This window comes from Gemmata palustris, assembly GCF_017939745.1.
GTDB classification, from domain to species: Bacteria; Planctomycetota; Planctomycetia; order Gemmatales; family Gemmataceae; genus Gemmata; species Gemmata palustris.
The window spans coordinates 320,505-346,924 of sequence record NZ_JAGKQQ010000001.1; the positions used below are offsets into that span (position 1 = coordinate 320,505).

The window sequence follows — 26,420 nt, forward strand, 5'->3', positions numbered from 1 at the left end:
AGCGGCCGCGGAACACGTATGACCCGCTACACGATCACCCACGTCACCACCTACGAGTACACCGAACCGGTCTCGCTGTGCCAGAACGTCGCGCACCTCTCCGTGCGCGAATGCGACCGACAGCGGTCCGAGCCGTCGATCCTCTCGATTTCGCCCGACCCGGCCGTGATCGAGGAGCGGGTCGATTACTTCGGCAACCCGGTTCACTACTTCACCATCCAGGAACCGCACCGCGAACTAACGGTGCGAGCCGAACACCGGATCGCGGTCGGATCGGTCCCGGACGTCGCCCCCGGCGCGACGCCGGCATGGGAAACTATCCGCGACCGATTGGGAACTGACCGCGACCCGGCCTGGTTCGATGCGTACCAGTTCGTGTTCGACTCCCGGTTCGCCGCGGCCGACCCGCGTTACGTGGAGTACGCCGCTCCGTCGTTCACACCCGGGCGCCCGATTCTGGAAGCCGCGCTCCACCTCGTGAACCGGGTTCACGCCGGGTTCGTCTACGACCCGCGGGCCACCACCGTATCAACACCGGTCGCGGAGGTGTTTGAAAAGCGCCGCGGCGTGTGCCAGGACTTCGCGCACTTGCTTCTCGCGTGCTTCCGGTCCCTCGGGTTGTCCGCGCGCTACGTCAGCGGGTACCTGTCCACGCTTCCGCCCCCGGGCCGCCCGCGGCTCATTGGCGCGGACGCGACCCACGCTTGGGTGAGCCTGTTTTGCGGCGACGCCGGGTGGGTGGACCTCGACCCCACGAACGACCAGATCCCGCAGGAGCGGCACATTCTGCTCGCGTGGGGTCGGGACTACGACGACGTGAGCCCGCTGAAAGGCGTGATCCTCGGCGGCGGACAGCACGTCATTAAAGTGGCCGTCGATGTCGGCGTTGAAGACGAGTAGCACCGGGGCGCGAACCTTGCCCCGAGCCGCACCTCGGAGAACTCACTCGAACTTCCCCTCCCACTGCGGCCGCGCCCATGCGCGGACCGGCTCACCACCTTGTACGGGGCGGGTGGATTCGCGTGCGCCGGCCCTGGATAAGATTACTGCTTTTGCGTATACTATTGGTGAGCTGTCCGATGGGCCGTGTCAACGAGCCGTGCCGTCGGACTTGCAAGGAAGTTCTGAAGTGTGGTCCGCTCGCTCCGCGAGCGGGGCTTTGGCTTCTGCGTTGTTGGGTGAGCTTCTGTTTCGGGTAACCGCTCGCGGAGCGAGCGGACCACACTTGTAAGCATCATGCGGGCAAAATTTGGCCGAATCCCACGTCCGTGTTAGCCGAATGTTAGCCAAAATTGGCCCCGAAACAAAGAGTTGAGGGCCGTTTTGGAGTCGGAAGTCACAGTGAAGCAAGCAGTTAATACGATTCGGCGAAGAGAGACGGGACGCCGAACCCGCAAAATGTTAGTGAATGTTAGCTTTGCAGTCCCAACGTCTTATCACCGGAGGACTTGTGCCCGTTCACCACATCAGCACTGAAATAACGACCGCCGCTGTACGTTCGGGGAATCGCGCAACTCGGCGCTGTCGCAGCAGATCGAGCGAAGACGTGATCGGGGTCGATCTTCTGAATTCGTGTGCCCGTCACCGCCGATAGTACCGAATCACGACCAAATCTCTCTACCGCGACGGACCCAGGACCGATGCCCGAACTGACCCTGAGCCGCAACGATCACCGCCAGACCTCGATGGTGTGCATGTACTGTGGTGCGACCGCCACCACAAAGCAGGAGTGGCGGGTCGTTAATCACAAGCCGGTTAAAGGCGGTGGTGGAGGTGGGACCGACTTGGTGGCTCCGTCCGGCGACGATCCCATTTCGGCCGGGATCGGCTTACTCATGCTGCCGTTCGTGCTGTGGGAACTGCTGAAGGGGATTGTGTCCGCGGTCGGCGCGCTCGTTGGGTTCGTGACGAAGCCCCGGGGTACACCAGCGCCTACCCCCAAACCCGCGCGGCCAGTCGATCCACCGACGACGCTCGTTGCGGTCACAACCTGCGACCGGCACCGGCGGTTCCGCGACCGATTCGTCTGGACCGGCTTCGCGATGGGGCTTGTGCTGGTCGCACTGTGGGTGTGGGCGATCGTCGTAACGCGACGGGTAATGGGCACCGAGAACACGGACTTGGCTGTCACGCTGGTGATGACGGCGATCCTCGCAACGATTCTGTTACCGATCGCGCTGTCGCTCTGGTACACCCTGGCCGGGCCGGTGATCGTGGACCGCGTCACCGAGAACGAAGTGGTGCTCGATCGGGTGCGCCAGGCGTACTTCGACGCGACCGGAGCTTAAGAGTCGCCCGCGAGCGGGGAGGCGATTCCGGTTCGTGTGGGCTTTGAGAGTAGTCCGCTCGCTCCGCGAGCGGGGAGGCGATTCTAGTTCATCTGGACCGCGCGTGTTCGTGGGAGCCAACCGCTCGCGGAGCGAGCGGACCACACTAATGCACTTCCTATTCGCGGGCGTCGGCCGCTCGCGGACGAGCCTCAAGCTCTCGGTCACGCGGCAGCGCGTTTCGCTTCGATTTCGTGCGATTCCGCCGGCAAGTAGCCGTGTTTCGCGAGTGCGCCGCGGAGTTTGCGGATCGCTTCTGCCCAACTGAACGATGGCGCACGCTGTGCGGCCGCCATGCCGAAGCGGTCGGCGGTGGCGCGGTCGGCGAACACCTCGCGCATCCGGGCGATGATGTGGTCGTTGTCCGGGTCGGCCCACATGCCGGAGTAGATCTTGTTCTTCGCTTCGATCAGTTTGTAGCCGACCTCGTAACCCACAGCCGAATCGAAGACCTCGCCGACCGCGCTGAACGTGGTGCTCACGAGCGGCACGCCGCACCCCATCGCTTCGAGCAGGTGCAGCCCGAACCCCTCGCCGTAGGAGGCGTTCACGTAGCACGTCAGCGAGCGGTACCAGTCGGCCAGTTCGTGCGGCGTGAGGCTGCCGTGAACGACCTCGATGCGCGGGTCGCCGTGCGTCTTCACCATCGGCGAGCGCGGGGTGATCTTCACCTTGAGGCGCACGTCGGTCTGGTTCGGGAACGCCTTCACGAAGAGGTCGATGACGCGCTGGACGTTCTTGCGCAGCCCGCCCTCGTCGAGCGCGCCTGCGGTGCCGAAGGTGCAGATGTCCGGTCCGCTGTTGGCCGGGCGCGGGGAGAACACCTCGGGGTCGTAGCCCAGCGGCACTACTTCCATCGGCACCGTGACGCCGTTGGCGCGGAAGCAGTCCACGCCCCACTGACTCGGGATGAGGAGCAGGCCGCACTTGTTCAGGTGCTTCGCGGACCCGTGCGGGAGCGCGTCGGTCTCCCACATCGTCCAGGCCGCGGTGCGCGCGCCGGGGCGGAACCGGAACAGCAGGTGCGGCGGGATGATCGCGAGCCGCGGTTCGTCGAACGTGTACATCCGCTCGGTGGGGATCGCCTCGTCCGGCACGAACTTCGGGTTCATGAACGCGCGCGGGTCGCGGAACACGTGAATGTCCGACGCGGTCAGCCCGACGAGCGCCTTCAGTACGACGTGGTCGTACCCGCCGTGGCCGTGGATGTGGCCCGCGAGGTACAGCGGCGGGCCGGTGCGGACCGGCACGAAGAACCCGGCCGGGCGCAGCCCGTGGCGCGGGGTGCGCAACTTGTGGAAGACCCGACTGAACTGCCCGGTGGCGAGCCAGCTCGCGGCGCGGCACGACGCACGGAACGCCCCGCGAAAGTCCCGCGTGTACATCAACAGGTTGAGCTTCGCCCGAATCGCGGGAATTAACCCGCCGCGGCCGGGCGGGGCGGTCGCGTCTGCCATTTCGGTACTCCATTACCGGGACGGCGGATGGTAAAGTTGTGCCCGGAAAAATCAAGCCGAACTGCGGGCGTTACGCCCCCGCGGGCGCGAGGACCGCTTTCGGGCGGTGCCCGAGCCGGAACCACCGCGGCGGGTACATAATCAGCGCCTGGGCGACCAATACCAGCATCGCGAGGTGAACGGTCGTGAAGAAGATTTCCGGCTTGTTATCGATGAACAGGACGTCGTGCATTAGCCGGCCCATGAACGTCTCGCTGACGTTGTAGGTCTGGCCCGCGAGTGCGCGGAGCTGCTCCTCCCATACGGTCAGCGGGCACCGGAGGCCGCGGACCTCCTCGTACCCGACGACGGCGATCGCGGTGAGGTGGGAGAACCGGAACCACGGGTTCCGTGCCCACTGCCATTTGAACGGCGCGGCCACGATGACGGCCAATTGGCCGAGGACCACATACGCGACGTAAGCGACGTGAACGGCGACGACGGAGTCGGCGGCAAGGCCGTACCACATGGGGCACCTCTTGTATTGTTGGGTGTTTTGTGCAGCGGACGTGTGCGGTCTGTTAGATATGATCCCGGCCCGAAAGGGTTTATTCCCAGGAATGTGCGCGCCGACCGACGAGCCGCGGATCGAACCGAGGAGCTATGTTGGGCGGTGCTTCTGGCGGGTACGCAGGCGCGCAGTATTCGCGGGCCATCACCCATTTTATGAAGCGGTCGAATAATCGCCCGCCCGGGACCGTCTCAACGTTCGGTCGCGTAATTTCGCCCACGACCGCGCCCCCATCGAATCGCGAAATGGGGCCTTGCTTTCTCGCGACACGTGCTTACGATCTCTTCGGCCTTTCCGCCGAACTCGGTACGGTTCCGGGTGCGGCCTAACTGTAGGAGTACACCATGCGCGCGATCCGTTTCCTCGGCCTGGCGCTCGTTCTGGTCCTCGGGTTCGGCACGTCCGTCGCCGTCGGCGAAGACGTGAAGTCGGGCTCGACCAAGAAGGTCGGCGGCCCGTTCGACGTGAAAGCGATCACCGGCGACAAGGCCGGCACGAGCCTGTGCTACTACTGCCAGTACAGCGCCCAGAAGCGCCCGGCCGTGGTGATGATCTTCACGCAGAAGGCCGACGACAACCTCGTCACGGTCGTCAAGGCGGTCGACGCGGTCCAGAAGACGAACGAAAAGCTGGGCACCGTGGTCGTGGGCGTCAGCGGCGTCGAAGCCGCCGACTTCGAGAAGATCCAGGCCACCCACAAGCTGACCACGCCGCTGACCATCGCCGAAGACAAGGACGGCCCGGCCAAGTACGAGCTGAACAAGGCCGCCGCCGTAACCGTGCTGGTCTACAAGCAGGGCGGGGCGGTCGCCAAGAACTTCGCGTTCAAGACGACGAAGGAAGCCGCTGAGAAGGCCAAGGAAATCGCCGAAGCCGCGACCGAAGCCGTGAAGTAAGCTCGGTTCTTCGTTCGAGCCAGGGGTTGAAACCCCTGGCTATTACCGGTGACCCCTTCGGGGTCCAGAAGGCAGACGCACCAAGTGTGTGTTTGCGGTCCCAACGGGGGCCACCGGAAATAGCCAGGGGATTCAACCCCTAATTTCGTTAAACGATCCCGATCTCGACCGCTCGCGTGCCGCGCGGTACCATGTTCGGACCGCACTCAAGCCCTTCGCGCAGGTTTCCTCATGTCGTTTCGCGCTTGCTTTCTCGTCGCGTTATTGTTGGTCGTCGTGTCGCTCGCCGGGGCGCAGCCGCAACCGCCGGACGTGAGCGGGCCGATCAACGTCGAACCCAAACCGGTCGCGTCCGACAAGACGGTGAAACTCGATTACGACATCGTTTACGTTCGCGCGCGGCGGAACGGCGACAAGGTGGGCACCAACTGGCCCGAAATCTCCAACCCGGTGTTCATGGACCCCGGCGCGGACCTCATGTTGCTCCACCCGGACGGGACCGAAGAAATTCTGGTGAAGGGGGGCGCGGGTTCCGTCACCGATCCCGTCGTGTCGTTCGACGGCGAGTGGGTCTACTACTCGCACTTCCACGACATGAAGGGCGCGAGCATTTCGCAAGGGCCGTCCGGTGGGGCGGACATCTACAAGATCCACGTGAAGTCGAAGAAGGTCGTGCGCCTCACGCACCAGGGGTTCACCCCCAACACCGGTGCCGCGAACTGGAGCAAGGACTACCGTACCCCCGAAGCGGGCAAGAACTACTTCGAGTACGGCGTCTTCAACACGGGGCCGTGCCCTCTCCCGGGCGGAAAGGTCGCGTTCACGAGCAACCGCAACGGGTTCAAACCGCCCAAGCGCGTGCCACACATCATGCAACTGTTCGTGATGGACGAGGACGGCAGCAACGTCGAGTGCATCGGGCACCTGAACCTCGGCATGGCGCTGCATCCGACCGTGCTGCGCGACGGGCGCATCATGTTCAGTTCGCTCGAATCGCAGGGGCTGCGCGCTTCGACGCTCTGGGGACTGTGGACCATCAACCCGGACGGTACTAACTGGGGGCCAATGGCCAGCGCGTTCATGCCCGGCGCCAGCCCGAGTGCGTGGCACTTCCAGACGCAGATGACGGACGGGTCCATTGTCGCAGAGGAGTATTACAATCAGACGTCGAGCGGGTTCGGGAGCCTGGTGAAATTTCCCCTCGCGCCGCCGAGTGGCGAAGCGGCGTTCGGACCGGGGTACACGCTCGACCCGCGGAACCCCGCGCTGCGGCACGGGCGCCTCGATTCGGGCGCTGCGCGTACCCGCAGGTTGCCCTTTAGCCCCTATGGGGTCGAGTCGATCACGCAGTTCGCACGCGCCGATGAAGGGGCATCGGATTTCGCCGTTCGCGGTCAGCGGACCGGCACGCGGGTGGGCAAGGTCACGCACCCGTCCGCGGCACCGGACAATCACCTCCTGACGGTCTGGTCGAGCGGCCCTGTCAACGGCGGGTACACGGTCCACGTTCCGGCGGTCGATGGCGGGTTGTACCTCATCAAAGAGGGCAAGGCCGTTAACGAACCGGGCGAGATGCTGCTCATCAAAAACGACCCGAAGTACAACGAGCAGTGGCCCCGCGCTCTGGTGCCGTACAAGCGCATTCACGGCATTGATGAGCCGAAAAAGCTCGCCTCACTCGCGAACGACGGCACGCTCTCCAAACACCTCCCGGCCGGTACACCGTTCGGCCTCGTGGGGACGTCGAGCTTCTACAAGCGCGAGAGCTACCCCAACGGTGTCGTAAAGCCGGGCACGGTCACCGCGGCGTTCGCGGGCGGGCCGGATGCGACCGGCACGCAAGACCTCGACCTGTTCAACACCACGGTCGACGCCACCTCGCTGAACTGGTTCAACCAGGGCGCGGACGCGGGCCGGTACACGAACGACGACATCCACGCGGTGCGCATCCTCGCGATGGAACCCGCCACGGACCGCAACAAAGGGCCGCACTCCGGGCGCACGTTCCGTAGCCACGCGACCGAGCGCCTGCGCGTCCTCGGCGAGATCCCGCTGCGCAAATTCACGAGCGGCAAAGAACCGACCGATCCCGACGGGAACCCGGACACGAGCTTCCTCGCAAAAATCCCCGCGGACGTGGGGTTCACGTTTCAGACGCTCGACAAAAACGGCATGGTACTGAACATGGCCCAGACGTGGCACCAAGTGCGCCCGGGCGAAATCCGCAACGATTGCGGCGGGTGCCATGCCCACAGCCAGAAACCGACCGAGTTCAAACTGACCGCCGCGGCGAAGGCGGACTACGAGGTCTTCGACCTCACGCAGAAGACCCCGCTGCTCACCTCAAAAGCTCAGGACGAGTCGAAGAAGCAGTGGGACGCACGCGGAGAAACCGGGTTGAAGTTCGCCGACGGCGTGAAGAACGTGGAGTACTTCCGTGACGTGAAGCCGATCCTCGACCGCAGTTGCGCAGCGTGCCACACGCTCAAGGGCGACGCGCCCGCGAAACTGGTGCTCGACGACCACAAGACGGTGAACGTGGCCGACTGCGACGACGTGCCCGGCACGTACTACCGGCTCGCGATGGACGGGGCCGGCCGGTTCGGGCACAAGCCGCTCATTACGGGCTGGCGCGGGGCGAACGCCTCCCGCTACGTGCGCATGTTCCAGTCGCGCCGCAGCTTGCTCGTCTGGAAGGTCTACGGCGCCCGGCTCGACGGTTGGAACAACGACGACTTCCCCACAGAAACCACCCCCGGCGACGCGCGCACGCTGAAGTTGAAGGGTGAACCGGTCACGAACACGCTCGCGAACCGGAACCGTGCGGACCTCGATTTCACCGGTAGTGTGATGCCGCCTCCGGAAGCGGTGAAGGCCGGCAAGGTGGCACCGCTGACGGACGAGGACAAGTTGACGCTGGTGCGCTGGATCGACTTGGGCTGCCCCATCGACCTCGATTACGACTCGGCCGCGCCTCAAAAGACCGGCTTCGGCTGGGCGCTCGACGACCAGCGCCCGACGCTCGCACTCACTTCGCCGAAGCCCGGCGCAAACCCGCCGCTCGATCGGATTCTGGTTGGGATGCACGACTACGGTACCGGTCTCGATGCGACGAGCTTCACCGTAACCGCGACCTTCACTGCGAACGGCGCGGCGCCGGGAACGAACCTCGCGGAGAAGTTCACCCCACTCGGCGGTAGAGTGTACGAACTGAAACTTGCGACCCCGTTCACCGGCGCCAACGAGAAGCTTACGGTGAGCGTGAAGGACAAGCAGGGGAACGTCACGCGCATCGAGCGCACGTTCTCGGCAAAGTAAACACGCACAACGTGAAGTCACAGGGCTTCCGCCCTGTGCTACGGAAGTCGGCCCCTCCGGGGCGAAGAATCGAGGGTTCCTCGTCTTCGCCCCGGAGGGGCCGTCTTGTTTTTGTGTCTGTGCATTTCGCCCCGGAGAGGCCGGCGTTCGTAGCACAGGGCGGAAGCCCTGTGACTTCGTGCCCCCTGTGACTCCTGTGTGACTGTTGACCCGCGTTCGTATTGCGGGAACAATGTCCGGCGGTTCCCTTTCCCACGCAGGACGTCTCATGTTCCGCACACGTTTCCTGATCGCGCTCGCGCTGCCAGCGCTCCCGCTATTGGCTCATTCGGCCGACCCGTTACCCGTTCCCAGCACGGTCCGCGCGGAGGGCGAATCGCCCGTGGCCCCGGGCGCGAAGGTCGAGAAGCTCGCGGGCGGGTTCAAGTTCACCGAAGGCCCCGCGCCCGACGCGGACGGCAACGTGTACTTCACCGACCAGCCGAACGACAAGATCCTGAAGTGGAGCACGGACGGCAAACTCACCACGTTCATGGAACCGTGCGGGCGCTCCAACGGGCTGTCCTTCGACAAGAACGGCACCTTGTGGGCGTGTGCCGACGAGAAGAACGAGTTGTGGAAGATCGACGTGAAGACGAAGGAAAAGACTGTCGTCGTGAAGGACTACAATGGCAAGTTGCTCAACGGCCCGAACGACATCTGGGTGCGCGACGACGGCAGCGCGTTCTTCTCCGACCCGTTCTACAAGCGCCCCTACTGGAAGCGCGGGCCGATCGAGCAGGACAAACAGGCCGTGTACTTCGTCTCGGTCGAGGGCAAGTTGAGCCGCGCGGACGCCGGCGACATCAAGCAGCCGAACGGTATCATCGGCACGCCCGACGGCAAGACGCTCTACGTCGCCGATATCGGGGCGGGCAAAACGTACCAGTACGACGTCGAGAAGGACGGGGCGCTCAAGAACCGCAAACTGTTCTGCTCGCAAGGCTCCGACGGCATGACCATCGACGAGGCGGGGAACGTGTACTTCACGCTGGGCAAGGCCGTGACGATCTACGACAAGGGCGGGAAGAAGGTGACCGCGATCGACGTCCCGGAGGGCACCACGAACGTGTGCTTCGGCGGCAAGGATATGAAGACGCTGTTCATCACCGCGGGCACGGGGTTCTATTCGATCCCGATGAAGGTAAAGGGTGTAGCGCGGCAGTAGGCAAGAATAGATCAGATCAAGAGAAGAACTGCAGATAACGCGGATCACGCAGATTAAGACAAAAGCGAATTGTGATTAAATCCGTCTTTTTGTCTTAATCTGCGTGATCCGCGTTATCTGCGGTTCTTCTCTTTCGTTTTACTTACGGCTGCGGCTGTGCCCGCTTCGGGTACTCGGGCCGCGTGTCCTTCTTCGGCGGGTTCTTCTTGAGCGCCTCCAGCGCCAGTTCGATCGCCTTTTCCAATTGCGGGTCTTTGCCGGCGATCAGATCCTTCGGCCACATGGTCACGTCGAAGTCGGGCGCCACGCCCTCGTTCTCCACGATGAACCCGCCGTCCGGCGACCAGATCGCGAAGCTGGGTGAGGTCACCGTTCCGCCGTCCATCAGCACCGGGTAGCCCGAAATGCCGACCAACCCGCCCCAGGTGCGCTTGCCGACCAGCGGGCCGACGCCGAACTTGCGGAACATGTACGGCAGCATGTCGCCGCCGGACCCCGCTCCCTCGTCGATAATCATGACCTTCGGCCCGAACACCGCGGCGCTCGGCGAGCGGTTGTCGGCCCCGTGGCGCGGCGCCCAGTAGCTCGCGAACGGCCGGCGCAGGATGTCGATGTAGTAGTCGGCGATCTGCCCGCCGCTGTTGAACCGCTCGTCGATGATGAGTGCGTCCTTATCGACTTGCGGGAAGAAGTACCGCTTGAAGTCGGCCATGCCGCCGGCCGCGGTGTCGCGCACGTGAACGTACCCGACCTTCCCGCCGGTCGCCTTCTCGACCTTCTTCAGGTTCCCCTCCACCCAGTCCATGTTGCGCAGGTTGTACTCGCTCGCGATCGGCTCGACGGTCACGGTACGCGAACCCGTTCCGTCCGCGTTCGGCCCGACCGTGAGTTCGGTCAACTTGCCCGAGGTGTTCTCGAACAGCGCGAAGACCTCCGTCGGGGCCTTCAGCTCCTTGCCGTTCACGGCGAGCAGGAACTCGCCCTCCTTCACGTTCACGCCCGGCGCGGTGAGCGGCGAGCGCATCGTCGCGCTCCAGTTCAGCCCGCCGTAGATCTTCTTGAACTTGTACCGGTCGTTGGCGATCTCGTAGTCCGCGCCGAGCAGTCCACCCGGAACGGTCTTGCGCTCGAAGGTGCGCTCGCCGAAGCTCGTGATGTAGCTGTGCCCGACCGCGAGTTCCGACAGCATCCACCGGACCACGCGGTACAGGTCCGCGCTGCTCGTCAGGTGCGGGAGGAACACTTCGTACTTCTTCTTCACCGCGGGCCAATCGGCGCCGTGCATGTTGGGGTCGTAGAAGAAGTCGCGGTTGATGCGCCAGGCCTCTTCGAGGATCTGCTTCCACTCGGCGCGCGGGTCGACGCGGACCTCGATGCCCTCGAAGTTCACCTTGCCGTCGCCGCCGTCGCCGCCCGCCGGACTCGGGGCCGGTGCGGTCGGCCGACCGCCCGGGCGCGCTGCGCCGCTGGTCGGGCCGGCCGGGGACGCGCCGCCACCACCTGCCGATGACGTGATGAACCAGTTGCCATTGCCGGTGGAGTAGAGCATTTTCCGGCCGTCCGGCGTGAGTTCGTACCCCTGCACCCCGGCCTGCACAACGGTCGCGCGCCGGCGCTCGAGGTCGTAACGGCTGAGCGTCGCGCCCCCGCCGCCACCCGGTCCACCGCCCCCGCCCCCCTCGGAGCGCGTGAGGTAGTAGATTTGGCCCGCGCTACCGGTTTGCAGCCCGGCGTAGTTACCGGTCGGGAGCGGGAAGGCCAGAATGCGTTGGTCGATGTTGGTGAAATCGATCGCGAACGCCGCGTCCTTGTCCTTCTTGTCCGTCTTCGGGGTGGGCTTTTCGCCCTCGCCCTTCTCCTCGTCACTCTCGCGCAGGAACGGGCTCGGCAGATCCTTGTTCAGCACCACGAGGTTGATCGACCACCGGGGCTGGCGGCTGTCCGCGGCCGACTGGCTGAACCCGTGCTTGCTCATGCCGGTGTCGTTGGAGCCGAGGAAGTACAGGTACTTCCCGCCCGCGTCGAAGACCGGTCCGTTCGCTTCGGTCAGCCCGTCGGTGATCGGGGTCGCTTTGTTCTGTTCGAGCGAGTACGCGTACACGCGGGAGATCTGGGCGGGCGTGTTGAGCGCGTAGGTCACCCACTTCGAGTCTGGCGACCAGCTCGCCGCCGTCAGGTTGCGCCCGAGGCCGTGCTTCGGCTCCACGACCTTCGTGATCTTGTTCGACTCGACGTCGAGCACGAACACGGTTTCCGCGTTGTCGGTGAAAAGAACTTTCTTCGAGTCCCGGGACCAGATCGGGTTGAAGTAGAAGCCGCTGCCGGTGAGTTTGACCTTCTTGGCCTCGCCCTTCCCGCTTTGGGGCGCGAGAACGAGTTGGTACTCGCCGCCGGCGTCCGAGAAGTACGCGATCGTTTTGCCGTCCGGCGACCATGACGGGTTGCGCTCGTGAATGTCGGGCGTGTTCGTCAGGATGCGGGCGTCGCCCTTCTCGGCGGGAACCGTCACGATCTCCCCGCGGAACTCCACCGCGACGCGGGAGCCGCTCGGCGAGACGCTCACGTCGCGCACGTACTTTGCGCCCTTCGCGAACCGCGCGCGGGCCTCGTTGTTATCGATCGTGATCCCGACTTTCAGCCGCGTGGAAACGGACTCGGGCGGCGTCATCAGGTGCAGGTACCCGGCTTGCTCGAAGATGAGTTGCTTGCCGTCGGTGTTGATGTCGAGCACCGGGAAGTCGGTGAACTTGGTGAGTTGCTTGATGTCCTTGTTATCGGTGTCGTAGGCGAACACGTTGTACTCGCCCGCCCGGTCCGAGCGGAAGTACAGCGTGTGCCCCACCCAGTTCGGGTCGAGGTCGTTGCACCGGTCCTTGGGCTGCGAGATCTCGGTCACGTCGTGCGTTTTAACGTTGTAGATCCAGACGCGCGAGTGGGTGCCGCCGCGGTAGTGCTTCCACTGCGGTGTGGCGTCGCGCACCGGGGTGTACGCGATGTACTCACCGTCCGGCGAGTACGCGGCCTCGAAGCCCCACGGGATCGGGAGCTGCGTCGGCATCCCCCCTGTAAGGGGTACGGTAAAGAGCTGCTGGTAGCGGTTGCTGTAAACGTTCCGCGGCGACGAGAACAGCACGCTCTTGCCGTCCGGGGTAAACCCGCGAACGATGTCGGGCGTGGGGTGCGCGGTGAGCCGCGTGGGGGCGCCGCCGCCGAGAGGAATCGTGTAAACGTCGGTGTTGCCATCGAACTGGGCGCTGAACGCGATGGTCTGCCCATCGGGGCTGAACACCGGGTAGGCTTCCAGGCCGAGGTCGGTGGTGAGCCGGCGCGGGTTCTTGCCGTCAATATCGGCGACCCACAAATCTTCGGCGTAAACGAACGCGATGTTCTTCGCGCTCACGGCCGGCATTGTGAGTAGCCGCGTGTCGGTAGCATCGGGCTGGGCGCTCGCGCTGGCAGGGGCAAATATCCCCGCCGCGAGCAAAACGAGTCGGAACGAGCGTTTCATTATGAACGCCTCGATGGGGCTGGGAGAGGATACAAAGGATAGGCAAGCGACATCTTACGCGCCGCGAACGCGGGTGGAAGGGAATAAACGTGCCCGGGGCGAAGAACCGGGCTCCCGCCCTGTGTACTGTTATTTCAACCGCAGCACCACGAAATCCACGTCGCCGTTCGCACGCAGGACGTGCAGTATCGCGCCCTTTTCGGTGCTCGCTTGTTTCAGCGCTTCGTCGAAGGACGCGACCGAGGTAACGGCGACCTTATCCACCTTCAGTACGATCAGTCCGCGACTGAGGCCGGACTTCTCCGCGAGGCTGTTCTGCGCAACGGTCGCGACCACCACGCCCTTTAAATCCTTCGGTAAGTTGCTCTTTTTCACGGACTCGGCCGTGAGATCAGTGAGCGCGAGTCCGATCTTGTCCGCGGTGACGCCGCCCGGTGCGGGGGCGAAAGGTGCATCCGGTTTGAGTGCTTGCTGTTCGCCCTCCACCTTCACCTTGCCGACGTAGAACTTGCCGTCGCGCCAGAGCAGGACGTCGACGACCTGGTTGGCGGGCAGTATCGCGGTGATCTTCTGCACGTCGCGCGAACCTTTGACCAGTTCGCCGTTGATCTTGGTAATCACATCCCCGATCGAAATACCGGCTTTGGCCGCGGGCGAATCATCGACGACCCTCGTCACCACGGCGCCGTTCGTGCTTCGTGCCCCGGCCCTCTTCGCGCTCTCTTCGTCGAGGTCGCGGACGGCGATCCCGAATGACGGCGGCAACGGCCGGCGCGCGGGACCGTTTTTGAGTAACTCGTCACCCACTTTCTTCGCGAGGTTGCTGGAGACCGCGAGGCCGACGCCCTGAAAGCCCCCGCTGCGCGTTTTGATCGCGGCCGTGAGGCCGATCACCTTGCCGTCGAGGTTCACGAGTGCCCCGCCGCTGTTGCCCGGGTTCATGGCCGCATCGGTCTGGATGAAGTCCTCGAACTGGTTCAGTTTCAGGTTGTTGCGCCCCTTTGCACTCACGATGCCGCTCGTGACCGAACCCGTGAGGCCGAACGGGGCACCGACTGCCAGCACGCGGTCGCCGATTTCCATCGCGTCGCTGTCACTGAACTCGAGGAAGGGCAGGGGATCTTTCGATTCGATCTTCACGAGCGCGATGTCAGTTTTCGGGTCGCGTCGGATGTCGCCGGTGGAGAATTTGCGCCCGTCGGTGAGGGTGACTTCGACCGAATCGAGATCGGTCACGACGTGGTTGCTCGTGAGGATGACACCGGTCGCGTCGACGAGCACGCCGGAGCCGAACCCGGGGTCGGTGTCCTCGCCCGCGAGCCGCTTGGCCCGCCCCTTGCCTTCGATGCACACCACGCCCGGCAGCACGCGCTTCGCCACGGGCGCGAGTGACTGCCACTCGCGCCCCGGGAGGGGTTGGGGCTGGTTCAGTTGCGGCACCGCGGGTTGGCCGGAAAGCGGCTGCGTGGCGAACATCCCACCGGCCAGTCCCAGAGCGAGAAACCCGGCAGCGAGCGCCCAGCGTTCGGCTTTCATCGTGTGTTCTCCGCGGTGCATTTGCCTACTGGAAATGATTGTACCAGACGCAAACCCGCGCACGGCACCACTACTTCGGTACGCAGAGGAACCGCAACTCACCGCTCCCCACTTCCAACAGCGCGACAGTGAATTCATCGGCGCGGTGAAGCGCGCCGGGATTGACCCGCCGCACCGAACCTGACACAACGTCCGAAGCGATGTGCGAATGGCCCGACAGGAAGTAATCGGGTTGCGCGGCGAGCACCCGGCGCACGTCCGCACTCATGTGGCCGTGGGCTACACCGATGCGTTTGCCGTCCAGTTCGACCACGCCGCCCCAACCCAAGCAGGTAACGCCCAACTCGGCGGCAGCTCGTTCGAGGTGCGGAACCATGTCCGAATCGTGATTCCCGAACACGAACCAGCTCGGCAGCACACGTAGAGCGGCCACGAGCGCAGGCGACACCAGATCGCCACAATGAATCAGTGCTTCGGCTCCCGCGGCCCGTAACAGTTCGATGGCGTGCCGCGTGCGCTCCAGTTCGTCGTGCGTGTCGGAGAGGATACCCAGACGCATAGCCGCGCCAAAACGGAGTGAGAAGGGAACTGTCGTCAACGTACTATACACCCAGACCATCGGAACCCGCGATGGCTCGTACACGTGAAGCGCGACACCAATGCCAAATGAATTCGAGTACATCGCGTGGTTGCGGGCACAAACCCCGACCGATGCGCGCGTGCGGATCGGCCCCGGTGACGACTGTGCCGCGCTCGCGCCGCCCGCGCACGAACTGCTCGTCACGACCGACATGCTGATGGACGGCACGGACTTCATTCTCTCGGAAATCGATCCGCGCCGGATCGGGCGCAAGGCGATGGCGGTGAACCTGAGTGACATCGCGGCGATGGCCGGTGTGCCCACGGCCGCGGTCGTGAGTGTGGCGCTACCTCGACCTACCCCTCCATCCCCCCTCCCTGAAGAGAGGCAAAGGCAACCTAACCCCCTAACCCCCTTCCCTAGGAAGGAAGGGGGAACAGAACCAAATGCGGCAGACACAACGCAACCCGAGGTGGTTTTAAGCCCCTCTCCGCTTAGGGGAGGGGTTGGGGAGGGGTTACAGCTACAACCTCCCCCTCTCGCTCCTTGTAAGGGATCCCCCCCCCCGCCCCCCTCACAAGGAGCGAGGGGGGCGGGGGGGGTAGGTTCTGCCGACAGCCCTTTCTCTGAAAGGGGGGTAGGTCTTGCGGAACAACTCTATCTCGGGCTGCGTGATGTCGCGGACGCTTTCGGTGTCGCAATTGTGGGCGGTGATACCAACACCTGGACCGACAAACTCGTGATCTCGGTCACGGCACTCGGCGAAGCCACCGCGCGCGGCCCGGTACGGCGCTCCGGCGCGAAGCCGGGCGACTGGTTGTTCGTGACCGGCCCGCTCGGGGGAAGTATCTCGGGGCACCACTTGGATTTCACCCCGCGCGTGCGCGAAGCGCTCCTTTTGCACGAAGCGGTCGAACTGCGGGCGATGCTCGATATCAGTGACGGCCTCGCCGCTGACCTGAATCACATCTGTGAAGAGAGCGCGTGTGGTGCCGTGCTATGGGCGGAAGCGATTCCCATTTCTGACGCCGCGCGTGAGCTGAGCCGCACGTCGGGCAAGACGCCACTTCAGCACGCTCTGGGGGACGGGGAAGACTTCGAGCTGGTGTTCGCGGTGTCGCCGGCGGACGGTGCGAAGCTACTGCATCAGCCACCGGTACCGGGACTGGCCAAGATCGGGGAGTGTATCGAAGCAGGCTTGTGGATCGAAGAGGGGGCCGCGCGGAAGCCACTCGCGCCAACGGGGTGGGTACACGCGCTGTGAGATTCGGTCTGCAAGTCGAAGGTCACAGGTCGTAAAGTCGAAGACCCCAATTATTAGGGTCTTCGACTTTACGACCTGTGACCTTCTGACTTTCGACTTAAAGCCTACTTGGGCAGTACCGCGATGGAGCCGGTTTCGCTGATGAAGATCAGGTTCCCGGTGCGGTTGTCCTCGAACACTTCGATCCCGAACTTGCGGGCCTTGTCAAAGTCCTTTTCGCCGGCTTTACGGGCACGGAGGGCCATCGCGCCCTTCCACGTCACGCCCTTCGCGTCGGCCGGGATCTTCGCGGTGTTCGGCGCGGTCGCCACGAACCCGGCTTCCGTGATGTAGAGCAGCACGTTCGAGTTCGGGTCTTCAAACACTTCTACGCCGATCTGCTTCGTCTTGGCGGTGAACTCGGTTTCGTCCGCCCCGCGCACGCGGAGCACGAGCCCGTACATCGTTTTTGGCGGCAGGATCTTCTTCGGGTCCGGTGCGGCACCGGGGGCCGCGGCCGGGGCGATCGCGCCGACTTCGGTGACGTAGATCAACCCGCCCGTGTTCTCGTCCTTGAAAATCTCCACGCCGAACTTCTTCGCGGCGTCGAACTTTTCTTGTTCCGGGGCGCGCACCTTCGGTTCCAGCGCGTGGTGCCACTTCGGACCCTTGTCGGTCACCAAGCCGCCGGGGACCGGCGCCAGCACGACGCTGCCCGTTTCCGACACGTAGAGTAACGTGTTCGAGGCCCGGTCCTGGAACAGTTCGACGCCGAACTTCTTGGTCTTCTGCGTGAACTCCGCTTCGCCGGCCTTGCGGCACGAGAGGTCGTGGGCGGTCAGCCACTTGCACGTCTTGTCCATGCCCAGTGCGCCGATCGGGGCCTTCGTGACCGCGATCGAGCCCGAGTCGCTGATCGCGACGATGGCCCGCGTCGATTCGTCGCGGAAGAACTCGACGCCGATGCGCGGCGTGGTCGGCCCGAAGTTCGGATCGCCGCCCGTCCGCACCCGCAGGTCGTGCCCGTACAGGTGGGCCGGTGGGACGATCTTGGATTTATCCTGGGCGCCGGCGGGGCTCGACGAGCCGCCCGCCAGAACGACCATCACTGCCGTGAGCACGGCAATGCCGGCAGCGATCCGCGTCCGCATGATGAGGCCTCGAAAAGAGTGTGAGAACGGGCGGTGTCGGGCGCCGCCGATCGGAGATTGTTTGTGACGAGTTACGGCGACTCGGCTAACAGCATAGTGCGGATTTCGCTTCTCTGTGGAAAGGCAGCGCGTTCCTGTAATTCAGACGAGACGCGAAGCACGGGAGATTGTCAAATGCGTAATCGACGTGATTTCGATCTCGACAAATTGGCGAAAACTGGTAGCTTGCCGCCCGAAACTTTGACTCCCGGCGAGAGTGAGATACCTTACACTTACTCGTAACCTCTCCGTCCACTTACTTTTGCCCCCCCGAGGCTTCTGCCTCTGTTTCCGCACGCGGTGAGGACTGCCGTGACTGAATTGTGCCGCTGTTGGTCCTGCAAGGGTAACCTCGAGCCCGCTCAACAGCTCCGGTTCCTCGTCGAAACCGACAATCTCGATAACCCCGCGTACCTCGCGCGCATTCGCGCCCTTCCTGCTGTGAACGGGCGCCCGGTGCCGGTTTGCAAAGCCTGCCAGACGCGGATCGAAAGTGCCCCCCGACGCCCGGTCGCGAAACCGAAGCCGGCAGCGGTTTCGGGCCTGCTCGGTGCCCTCGGCGCGCTGTCCGTTGGACTACTCATCAGTGGGATCTTCGCCCCGCGCGGGTGAATCGCACAATCTCACAGGGCATTGGCGAACGGCGCGGCGCAAGCCCGCCGGTGCTCCATAGGCTTAACCGGCGGGCTTACGCCGCGCCGTTCGCACGACCTCAACACGGCACCGACCGGCCAAAGAAAATACGCATTCCGCATGCGCCGGTCGAATCACTCATAGCAGAAACGACGCGACCCACCCCGCTTCCAGGGTGGGTCGCGTCCTTACACCGTGATCGGTGCCCGATCACGGCACTTCGACGTTTTCCTTCGCGGCCCATTCGCGGAGCATCTTCATCCCGCGAACGTTGATCTGGCGCACCCGCTCCTTCGTGATGCCGAAGTGCTGGCCGATCTGCTCCAGCGTCATTTCCTCGGACCCGTCCAGGCCGGTCCGCATCCGGATCACTTCCCGGGTGCGAACGTCGAGGTGCTCGAGGAGCCGGTTCACGCGGGACCGAGCTTGGTCCGCGAGTGCGAGCACTTCTTGCTCATCTGTGCGCACATCGGCCTTCGCTTCAAACAGGTCATCGTGGCCCGTCATGTACCGCTGCTTGTGGGTCTTCGCGTCCGGTATCGACCGGGCGAAGTTCTTCATGATGGCCCACGTCGCGTAGGTGCTGAACTTATTTCCACGACCGTAGTCGAATTTTTCGACCGCCCGCATCAGCGAAAGGTTCCCGTCGCTCACGAGGTCGTCGATGTTCTCGCCGAGCGCGAGTTTCTGCTTCGCCTGGGCGTACACCAACCGTTGGTTGCAGTTGATGAGCACGTCGCGACAGTCTCGGATGCCGTCCTTCAGTTCGTCGACGCGCACGAGATCCTGCACCCGGGCCTTCGCGGGGTCCATCGCGTCCTGGAGCTTGTGGAGCTGGTGCTTCAGGAAGTTCATTTTGCGGAACACGTGCTGCTCCTGCTCCTTCGTGAGCAGCGGCCACTCGTACAAGTGCGCCATGTGCGGCGGCACGTCCTTCGGCGGGGTCTTGCCGATGCGCTTGGCCTCGAACTCGGCCAGGCCGGGCATCTCGCCGAGCATGGCGGCTTCGCGGGTCGGGTCGTCGAACTCGGCGTTATAGATGTAATCGACCGGCTGGCGAACCAGTTCCTTGGCCCGCACTTCGTTCACCACCCGGTACATACTGGACCGGGTGCGGCCGAATCGTTTGGCAATAAGGTTCACGGTATCCCCCGTGGGTTTGGCGTTCTTCAGATCGTCATCGTGCTGTCGCTTGGCCAAGTAGATTTCCTGCTTCGCGGCATCACTCAACGGACCGGTCGCGTGCGGGTACAGTGCCCCCTCGGGGTGGCCGCGATCGAAGTTCTTGATCGTGTAGCGCACCGCCTCCGGGCTGCGGCTCAGTTGGGTCGCGATCTTCTTGCTCACCTCCGTGAGCGTCCCGCCGGCATCTCGCAGTTCGCGTGCCAGTCGGAGAATACCTTCTTTTTCAACGTCCGTCAGGTGGCTGAACCGGGCACCCTTCTCAACGAGCAATTTGTGTTCCGCCACGAACCGCTCGACGGCGATGGTGGGGAACCCCAATTGACTGCGCCCGTTAACTTTCACCCGCCGCGCGGACAGACCTTTCACACGCCACCGGGAAATGGTCTTCGTAGAGACGTTAAATCGCCTGCTCACCTCATCGAGCGTGAGCATGGGCTCGACGGTCTGCTCGATCGGCTGCGGCGGAACGGACCGCTCGACGCGACGAATGAACTGCGCGAGGTCGTGCTTGAGGTCGTCGCCCGTGAGCAAAAGATCCAGGTGCGCGTCCGACCGGTACTCGGTCACGCGGTAGCAAACGTATTGGTACGGGTACGCCTTGCCCGACTCGATTTCGCCCAAGAGTTTCTGGGCGTTGGCGATCTGGGCCTGCCGGCGCGCGGCCGGGGCGAACCGGGTCTGTTGCTCGGTCAGTTCCTTCAGAACTTGGCTTTTAAAAGTATTCACCGGCTCCTCCCGGCCGCGGGCAAACGGCCCGCTCGTATGGCTCAACTGTATCTGATCGCCGGATCACTAGTCCCCGGCGGTAAGATGGGGTCAGGACTCTATCTGGTATTCGCTTCAACCCGTCGCGGGTTTCACGACTTCGTTGTCTTCAATGAGATACTCTTCGCGATTATCCGTTCTTACCCAGTTCCCCATGAGAATGGTGACCAAAATTCGGACTTGAGCCAATCTGTTGGATTGGATACACGCCCCGTGTTAGGGGTTCACCGGTCTCACTAAATCGCTAGTTATCAAGGACTGGACGCGAAGGCGGTGCGATCTCGGGGTGTTCGTCTCGGCGGTAATCCGCGAAGTCGCTTCACCTAGTAGCACGTCGCTTGCCAAAGACCAAAACTCGACCCGAATCACAAATCGCTGCGGTCACTAATCGTTACTCAATCGTAACTTGCGATCGAATGCTCTGCAGCAACATTTTTGCTTCTTGCCTTAATGAGTTTGGAACACGTGTCGGAAGGACACTTTCTTTTCTTCCAATGTGTTCTTTTTTGCAAAGCGATATTGCCGACTTGAGTCGCTTCGCGCCAGTTCTCACATTTGACCCAATCGAACTAATCATCACACCTTACGCACTTCATAACAAGAACCCGATTTTGCCTCAAGTTTGCGCCGGAACAGGAACAAAACTGCGCTAGAATGGCGCGCGAACCGGGCGATTTTGAGGACACTATGCGCACCCCCTTCAGATTCAGCCGCGTTGCTCTTTCCGTGCTGCTTCTCACGGTACTCGCAGACCGTGTAAGAGCGCAAGACGCGATCGCGCTCGTCGAGCCCTTCAAGCCCGGCCACACCACGAAAGTCGAAGTGCAGGTGAAGCTCACCGGCAAACTCGCGCTCCCGTCCACCGATAAGGGGAAGGCGCCACAGCTCGTGCCAGTGTTGGGCACTAGCAAACTCACCTATGAAGAGCGGCTCCTGAAGCCCGATGATGCGGAACTACTCAAGACCGTCCGGGCGTACCGCGATGTCGCGTTCGAGCGCACGGTCGGTGAGGCGAAGCAAGACGCAGGGCTTCGGCCTTCCGTGCGGCGCATGGTCATCATCAAGGCGGGCGAGCGCAAGGCCCCGTTCTCGCCGGACGGCCCCCTGACGTGGGGCGAAATCGATGTCGTCCGTACCGACGTCTTCAACCCGGCGCTCGTGCCCGGTCTTCTTCCCCCGAACGCAGTAAAGCCGGGCCAAAGCTGGAAAGCGACCGCCGCGAGCGTCTCCGAACTGACCGACATGGAGAAGATCGAGGAAGGCGCGATCACGGTCGAGTTCGTCGGCATTGCGAAGCTCAACGACCGTCGGCTCGCGCGCCTCAAGATCAGTGGGACCGTTCGCGGGGTGAACGAGGACGGCCCGAACCGCCAGAAACTCGAGGGCACCGCGTACTTCGACCTCGGGAACAACGTGCTGACCTACCTTTCGGTGAAGGGCACACACGAGCTACTCGACGGGAAGGGGCAAACGGCCGGCGTAATCGAGGGACAGTTCACGATGACGCGCACGCCCGTCCCGCAGATGCCCGCGGATCTCTCCGACGCCTCGCTCCGCGACCTCGAACTGAGACCGAACGCGGAAAATACGCTCCTCCTGTACGACAACGCGGACCTCGGGGTTCGCTTCCTGTACCCGCGCGGCTGGCGCGTCGGTGCCGTGCAGGGTAAGCAACTCACGCTCGATCACGCCCGCGGTGCGGGCGTTCTCATCACGCTGGAGTCGCCGGCAAAAGTCCCCGTGCCCGACGACTACCTCAAGGAAGTAACCGGCTTTTTGGCGAAGGAGAAAGCACAAATTACCGCCAGCGAGAAACCGGTGCAAATTCGCTCCGAGCCGGTGCAATTGGACCGCTTTTCGCTTGATGCAACCTTCGGTACGGAGAAGGTGCGACTCGAATACGCGGTCCTGAAACAAACTGATGGCGGACTCACGGTTGCCGCGCGCTTGCCCGCAGCGGACGCGGACATCCGGTCCGAAGTCACGCGCATTGTGCGGAGCCTCTCTGTTACCAAGAAGATCGTCGAGGAGAAGAAGTAATTCCTGCGTCCAAGTGGCCGAATGCGCTGATAAGAGAGTGCTTGGTGTCTACGGCGGTTCGGGTCGGGGTGGCTCACCTCTACAAACCCGAAGGCCGGCTTTCAGGAGACACCGAACTAAGACGCGACTGCCCTCGGGCATCGCGTGGCTAACAAACGCTAACGTTTTCGGGGCACAGTGTTGTTAGCGAATTGCCGCAATGATATACGTATAGGTGTTACGCAGTCCGCATGTTTGGGAAGCAAATATGAGGTCGCGTGAGGTAGCTGCGGACCGCGTCTCGAATGATGGCGGTCTTGGCTTCCACCCAACTGACGCCACGGGCGAAGCAGTGGGCCTCGAACCGGAGGAACGCGCGCAGGGCCAACCCGATGTGGTTCCGCTGCGCGCGGGCCGTTCGGCACTGGCACCGCTCGATCCCGGTGCATTGTTTGATCCCTCGGTGGTAGTTCTCGATGGCCCAGGAGAAGTCCGCGAGCTGCAACCGCGCCAAGTCCGTCATCGCCAAATCGTTGGTGGCCCAGTACGCGGTGCCACCGTTTGGGATGGCGATCCCGAATACCTTCACCAACCCGAACCCCGGCAGCCACACCTCCGTGCCCGTGGCTGCAATGGCCGTGTCCGCCAGGGCTCGCGTGCCCCGACGGTCGAGGTTTACCAGCCGGTTCGACTTGAGCCGGGTGAGCCACGTCCACCCGCAGTCGCGTATCAATTTGAGGTTGTCCAAACTACTGTACCAGCCGTCGAATACGACGCACCGGGGCTTGAACCGGCGCGCGTAGGCGGTCCGGATCATGTCCCCGAAGTGGTCGTTCTTGGTGCGCCCGTCGCCCGTGTCGTACACCCGGTAATCGCACGGGATATGGCGATCCCCGTCGGTCCACAGCAAGGACACCAAGTTGATCCCCTGGACGACCGCGTGGTGCTTGCCGGACCAGTGCCGGGTCACCAGTTCGATGGCCTTGGCGTAAGGCTTGTCGAGGGTCGAGTCATCTATGACAAGGACACCGCCGGCGCGCCGGACTTGGGTTGCGGCTTCGGCCCAAAGGGTGCTCGGGTCCGGCTCCAATCGGGTCAGCAGGCGAGTGAAGGCGTCGTGGGCCGGCGGGTCCGGGACCGCCGGCTGCACCCGCGCGGCTTCCGCCCCCGAGCACGCCTTCGGGGTCGCGATCAGGAACTCGATGTAGTCGCGCGGGAACACCTTGGGTACGCTCATGGGCCGATCGTAGTACCACACCGGCACCCGCGCAAGCCCCAAAAACGCCGCACTGCGTAACACCTAACGTAATAAGATTTTGTGGAAATAGATTGCGCAGGCGAGATTTGCGGCCGCTCGGCAGGCAAATCGCATGCACGGTTCCTCTCCAAGAGGTTGGGACGGATTACGGCATAAGTGAGGGGACCCTGCTTCTGTCGTGAACGCAAGGATAGTGAGTGGTGTTTCGGAACTAGGGCTTGAAGACAGCAAAATACCGTTTCGACGGTGCGACGACCGATAAGACACTCCTGGGCCGCGTGGGTGGCGCTGAGACGATTGAACGCGAATAACTGAACACTGACTCGGGGACACAACGTGGCCGGCTTGCGGGTGTTGGTGGCGGCGAGCGAAGTGGTCGGGTTCGCCAAAACGGGGGGGCTGGCGGACGTTGCCGGGGCGCTGCCCGCGGCACTGGCGCGGCGCGGGAACTCCGTCTCCGTTGTGATGCCGTTCTACAACTCCGTGCGCCGGTCCGGGGTGCCCATCGAGCGCACCGGGATCGTGCTCCCCGTGCCAATGGGCGACCGGGTGCTCGCGTGCCGCGTGTACCGCTCGCACTTACCGGGCACGTCCGTCCCGGTGTTCCTCGTCGAACACGCCCCGTACTTCGAGCGCGACGACCCGAAGAGCGGGCGCGGGCTGTACCAGGAACAGGTGGGTGGCAACAAACAGGACTACGGCGACAACGGCGCGCGGTTCGTCTTCTTCTGCCGCGCGGTGATGGAACTCGTTCCGAACCTCGGGTTCGCGCCGGACATCATCCACGCGAACGACTGGCAAACGGGACTGATACCGGTTTACTTGGCCGAAACGCACCGCCACAATCCCGGGTACCAGCGCATCCGCTCGGTGTTCACCATTCACAACATCGCGTACCAGGGCTCGTTCCCGCGCGAGTTGATGAACTTCACGGGCCTCCCCGGGTGGCTGTACAACCCCGGTCAACTCGAACACTACGGGCTGAACTTCCTCAAAGCCGGCATCGTGTTCGCGGACGCGGTTACCACCGTTAGCCCGACCTACGCGCGCGAGATCCAGACGGGCGAGTTCGGCTACGGAATGGAGGGGTTGCTCAACAACCTCCACTGGAAACTGTCCGGCATCGTAAACGGGTGCGACTACGAGCACTGGAACCCGGCCCGCGACCTGCGTATTGCCGCACAGTACACGCCCGAAACCGTGTTCGAGAAGAAGGCGCGGTGCAAGGCGGACCTGCAGCACCGGTTCCACCTGCCGGGGAAGCCCGCCGCGCCCGTTCTGGGCGTCATCGCCCGACTCGTCGCCCAAAAGGGCATCGACATCATCCTCAGTGCGGCGCAGGGGTTTCTCGACCTCGGCTGTCAACTCGTGGTGCTCGGCGACGGGGACCGCGAGTACCACGACCAGCTCCAGGCGCTCCGCGACAAGAACCCGGACCAGGTCGGCATCTACCTCGGGTTCAACGAAACGCTCGCCCACGTGATCGAAGCGGGGAGCGATTTGTTCCTCATGCCGAGCCGCTACGAACCGTGCGGCCTAAATCAGATGTACAGTCTGAAGTACGGCACGCCGCCCGTGGTGCGCTCGACGGGCGGTCTCGCGGACACCGTGGTGAACGCGACCGAAGAGAACCTCGCCGACCGGCGCGCGACCGGGTTCAGTTTCAACGACTACACCGCGGGCGCGCTGTACGAAACGGTGCGGTGGGCGCTGACGCTGTACCGCGACCGGCCCAAGGACTTCAAACAGATCGTGACCACCGCGATGGTCCAGGACTGGAGCTGGGACCGCAGCGCCGAGGTCTACGAGCGCCTGTACCGCCGCGTCGCCGGGCTCAGTTGATTCCGGCCCCCAGGAGAACGCCCGTGATCGAGATTTTGATACTCATTAGACTTAGCAAAAGCATCGCGGCCAAGGCGCGCGAGAAGGGCCGCGGGGGAGCACCGTTCGTGTTCCTGTTGCTCGCCCTGTGGCTCGGCGGCGAGGTGTTCGGAACGGTAATCGGAATGATCATATCACTGGCCGTTCTGGGGGACGAAGAGCCGAACCTATTAGTGATGTACCCGCCCGCAATTCTCGGAGCGATCGTCGGCGCAGTGGTTGCGTTCCAGATTGTGAAAGCGATCGCACCCGCCCACACGGGCGACTACGACGACTACGAGCGCGACGACCGTGATGAGCGCCGCGGGCGCAGCGATCGGCGCGAGCACGACGACTACGATCGGGACGAACGTCGCGATCGGGACCGGGACCGTTATTGAGCGCGAATTCCACTTTCAAACGCAGTTGTCCCTCGGTAGATGTGGGGATGCAGTTCCGCCACCGACCCCGAGGTGACGAATGACGCTCCCGGGTCGTCCCCGAGCGTGAACCGGAACCTCCCCGTCACGGACCAACCTCGGCGCGGACTGTTCCGCTCGTGCGGGAGTGGAATGGGCGCGGGGCTCGCGGGAATCGGCCTCGGGTGGGGCACGTTCTGGATCGGCACTCGGCTCGTGAACCGCACGCGCAATTCCAATCGTCCCAGCGCGTGACACCGGACCCCTGGGACCGCGGGCATCTTGCCCGCTGTTCGCTGCGAAAGTCTGAATCGTGCCCGGAATGCAATGACCCGCAGCGCACTCCCGATTCGCGTGTGCCTCACCTCACTCATCGTCAACGAAGAGCGGACAAGATGTCCGCGGTCCCAGGTGAAACACGAAACGGCCCGTTGACTCACCGCGCCTGCGTGGTAACCTAATTGCGCAC

At 63.6% G+C, this 26,420-nt stretch carries 19 protein-coding genes; 11 read left to right on the top strand and 8 right to left on the bottom strand.

Features of this window, described 5'->3' with window-relative positions; genetic code table 11:
• Positions 1–18: 18 nt before the first annotated feature.
• A complete protein-coding gene (locus J8F10_RS01335; RefSeq protein WP_210651955.1) occupies positions 19–900 on the top strand; it encodes a transglutaminase family protein in 882 nt (293 codons plus the stop codon).
• A 740-nt stretch (positions 901–1,640) separates the two neighbouring features.
• On the top strand, positions 1,641–2,288 hold the full coding sequence (locus J8F10_RS01340) for a hypothetical protein (protein ID WP_210651957.1): 648 nt from the start codon (positions 1,641–1,643) through the stop codon (positions 2,286–2,288).
• A gap of 203 nt (positions 2,289–2,491) precedes the next feature.
• On the opposite strand, the gene J8F10_RS01345 is transcribed toward J8F10_RS01340, so the two are convergent.
• The gene (locus J8F10_RS01345) at positions 2,492–3,784 is read right to left on the bottom strand and encodes a glycosyltransferase family 4 protein (RefSeq protein WP_210651960.1); all 1,293 of its coding nucleotides are present in this window, start codon (positions 3,782–3,784) and stop codon (positions 2,492–2,494) included.
• Positions 3,785–3,854: 70 nt separating this feature from the next.
• Positions 3,855–4,292, bottom strand: a complete 438-nt coding sequence (locus J8F10_RS01350) for a DUF2784 family protein (RefSeq protein WP_210651962.1) — start codon at positions 4,290–4,292, stop codon at positions 3,855–3,857.
• A 386-nt stretch (positions 4,293–4,678) separates the two neighbouring features.
• Between J8F10_RS01350 and J8F10_RS01355 the strand changes: the two genes are divergently transcribed.
• The 3 genes from J8F10_RS01355 (at position 4,679) to J8F10_RS01365 (ending at position 9,755) form a co-directional block, all read left to right on the top strand.
• Entirely contained in the window at positions 4,679–5,230 is a 552-nt protein-coding gene (locus tag J8F10_RS01355) for a hypothetical protein (protein ID WP_210651964.1), read from the top strand.
• 231 nt (positions 5,231–5,461) lie between these two features.
• Positions 5,462–8,548: an HzsA-related protein gene (locus J8F10_RS01360; RefSeq protein WP_210651965.1), complete on the top strand. Its 3,087-nt coding sequence runs from the start codon at positions 5,462–5,464 to the stop codon at positions 8,546–8,548.
• Positions 8,549–8,816: 268 nt separating this feature from the next.
• Positions 8,817–9,755 carry an SMP-30/gluconolactonase/LRE family protein gene (locus J8F10_RS01365; protein ID WP_210651966.1) on the top strand — a complete coding sequence of 313 codons (939 nt, stop codon included), beginning with the start codon at positions 8,817–8,819 and terminating at the stop codon, positions 9,753–9,755.
• Positions 9,756–9,897: 142 nt separating this feature from the next.
• Here the strand turns inward: J8F10_RS01365 and J8F10_RS01370 are convergent, their stop codons facing one another.
• The 3 genes from J8F10_RS01370 to J8F10_RS01380 form a co-directional block, all read right to left on the bottom strand.
• Positions 9,898–13,263 (bottom strand): S41 family peptidase, encoded by a 3,366-nt coding sequence (locus J8F10_RS01370; RefSeq protein WP_210651967.1) that lies wholly within the window; start codon positions 13,261–13,263, stop codon positions 9,898–9,900.
• A 129-nt stretch (positions 13,264–13,392) separates the two neighbouring features.
• Positions 13,393–14,799, bottom strand: coding sequence for a trypsin-like peptidase domain-containing protein (locus tag J8F10_RS01375; RefSeq protein WP_210651968.1), 1,407 nt, complete (start codon positions 14,797–14,799; stop codon positions 13,393–13,395).
• A gap of 70 nt (positions 14,800–14,869) precedes the next feature.
• Positions 14,870–15,358 carry a metallophosphoesterase family protein gene (locus tag J8F10_RS01380; RefSeq protein ID WP_210651969.1) on the bottom strand — a complete coding sequence of 163 codons (489 nt, stop codon included), beginning with the start codon at positions 15,356–15,358 and terminating at the stop codon, positions 14,870–14,872.
• 100 nt (positions 15,359–15,458) lie between these two features.
• Between J8F10_RS01380 and J8F10_RS01385 the strand changes: the two genes are divergently transcribed.
• Complete coding sequence (locus J8F10_RS01385; RefSeq protein ID WP_246522750.1) at positions 15,459–16,643, top strand: thiamine-phosphate kinase; 1,185 nt, start codon at positions 15,459–15,461, stop codon at positions 16,641–16,643.
• A 104-nt stretch (positions 16,644–16,747) separates the two neighbouring features.
• Here J8F10_RS01385 and J8F10_RS01390 read toward each other — a convergent pair whose 3' ends face one another.
• Positions 16,748–17,773 (bottom strand): hypothetical protein, encoded by a 1,026-nt coding sequence (locus J8F10_RS01390; protein ID WP_210651970.1) that lies wholly within the window; start codon positions 17,771–17,773, stop codon positions 16,748–16,750.
• A 351-nt stretch (positions 17,774–18,124) separates the two neighbouring features.
• Here J8F10_RS01390 and J8F10_RS01395 point away from each other — a divergent pair, with 351 nt between their 5' ends.
• Positions 18,125–18,424 carry a hypothetical protein gene (locus J8F10_RS01395; RefSeq protein ID WP_210651971.1) on the top strand — a complete coding sequence of 100 codons (300 nt, stop codon included), beginning with the start codon at positions 18,125–18,127 and terminating at the stop codon, positions 18,422–18,424.
• Between the two features lie 231 nt (positions 18,425–18,655).
• Here J8F10_RS01395 and J8F10_RS01400 read toward each other — a convergent pair whose 3' ends face one another.
• On the bottom strand, positions 18,656–20,356 hold the full coding sequence (locus J8F10_RS01400; RefSeq protein WP_210651973.1) for a sigma-70 family RNA polymerase sigma factor: 1,701 nt from the start codon (positions 20,354–20,356) through the stop codon (positions 18,656–18,658).
• A 726-nt stretch (positions 20,357–21,082) separates the two neighbouring features.
• Here J8F10_RS01400 and J8F10_RS01405 point away from each other — a divergent pair.
• Positions 21,083–22,435, top strand: a complete 1,353-nt coding sequence (locus J8F10_RS01405) for a hypothetical protein (protein ID WP_210651974.1) — start codon at positions 21,083–21,085, stop codon at positions 22,433–22,435.
• A 217-nt stretch (positions 22,436–22,652) separates the two neighbouring features.
• Here the strand turns inward: J8F10_RS01405 and J8F10_RS01410 are convergent, their stop codons facing one another.
• Complete coding sequence (locus tag J8F10_RS01410; RefSeq protein ID WP_210651976.1) at positions 22,653–23,651, bottom strand: IS701 family transposase; 999 nt, start codon at positions 23,649–23,651, stop codon at positions 22,653–22,655.
• 357 nt (positions 23,652–24,008) lie between these two features.
• Here J8F10_RS01410 and glgA point away from each other — a divergent pair, with 357 nt between their 5' ends.
• From glgA to J8F10_RS01425, 3 genes are all read left to right on the top strand, one after another.
• Positions 24,009–25,514, top strand: coding sequence for a glycogen synthase GlgA (gene glgA, locus J8F10_RS01415; RefSeq protein WP_210651978.1), 1,506 nt, complete (start codon positions 24,009–24,011; stop codon positions 25,512–25,514).
• Between the two features lie 23 nt (positions 25,515–25,537).
• Entirely contained in the window at positions 25,538–25,933 is a 396-nt protein-coding gene (locus J8F10_RS01420) for a hypothetical protein (protein WP_210651980.1), read from the top strand.
• Positions 25,934–26,005: 72 nt separating this feature from the next.
• Complete coding sequence (locus tag J8F10_RS01425; RefSeq protein WP_210651981.1) at positions 26,006–26,206, top strand: hypothetical protein; 201 nt, start codon at positions 26,006–26,008, stop codon at positions 26,204–26,206.
• The last annotated feature ends 214 nt before the right edge of the window (positions 26,207–26,420 follow it).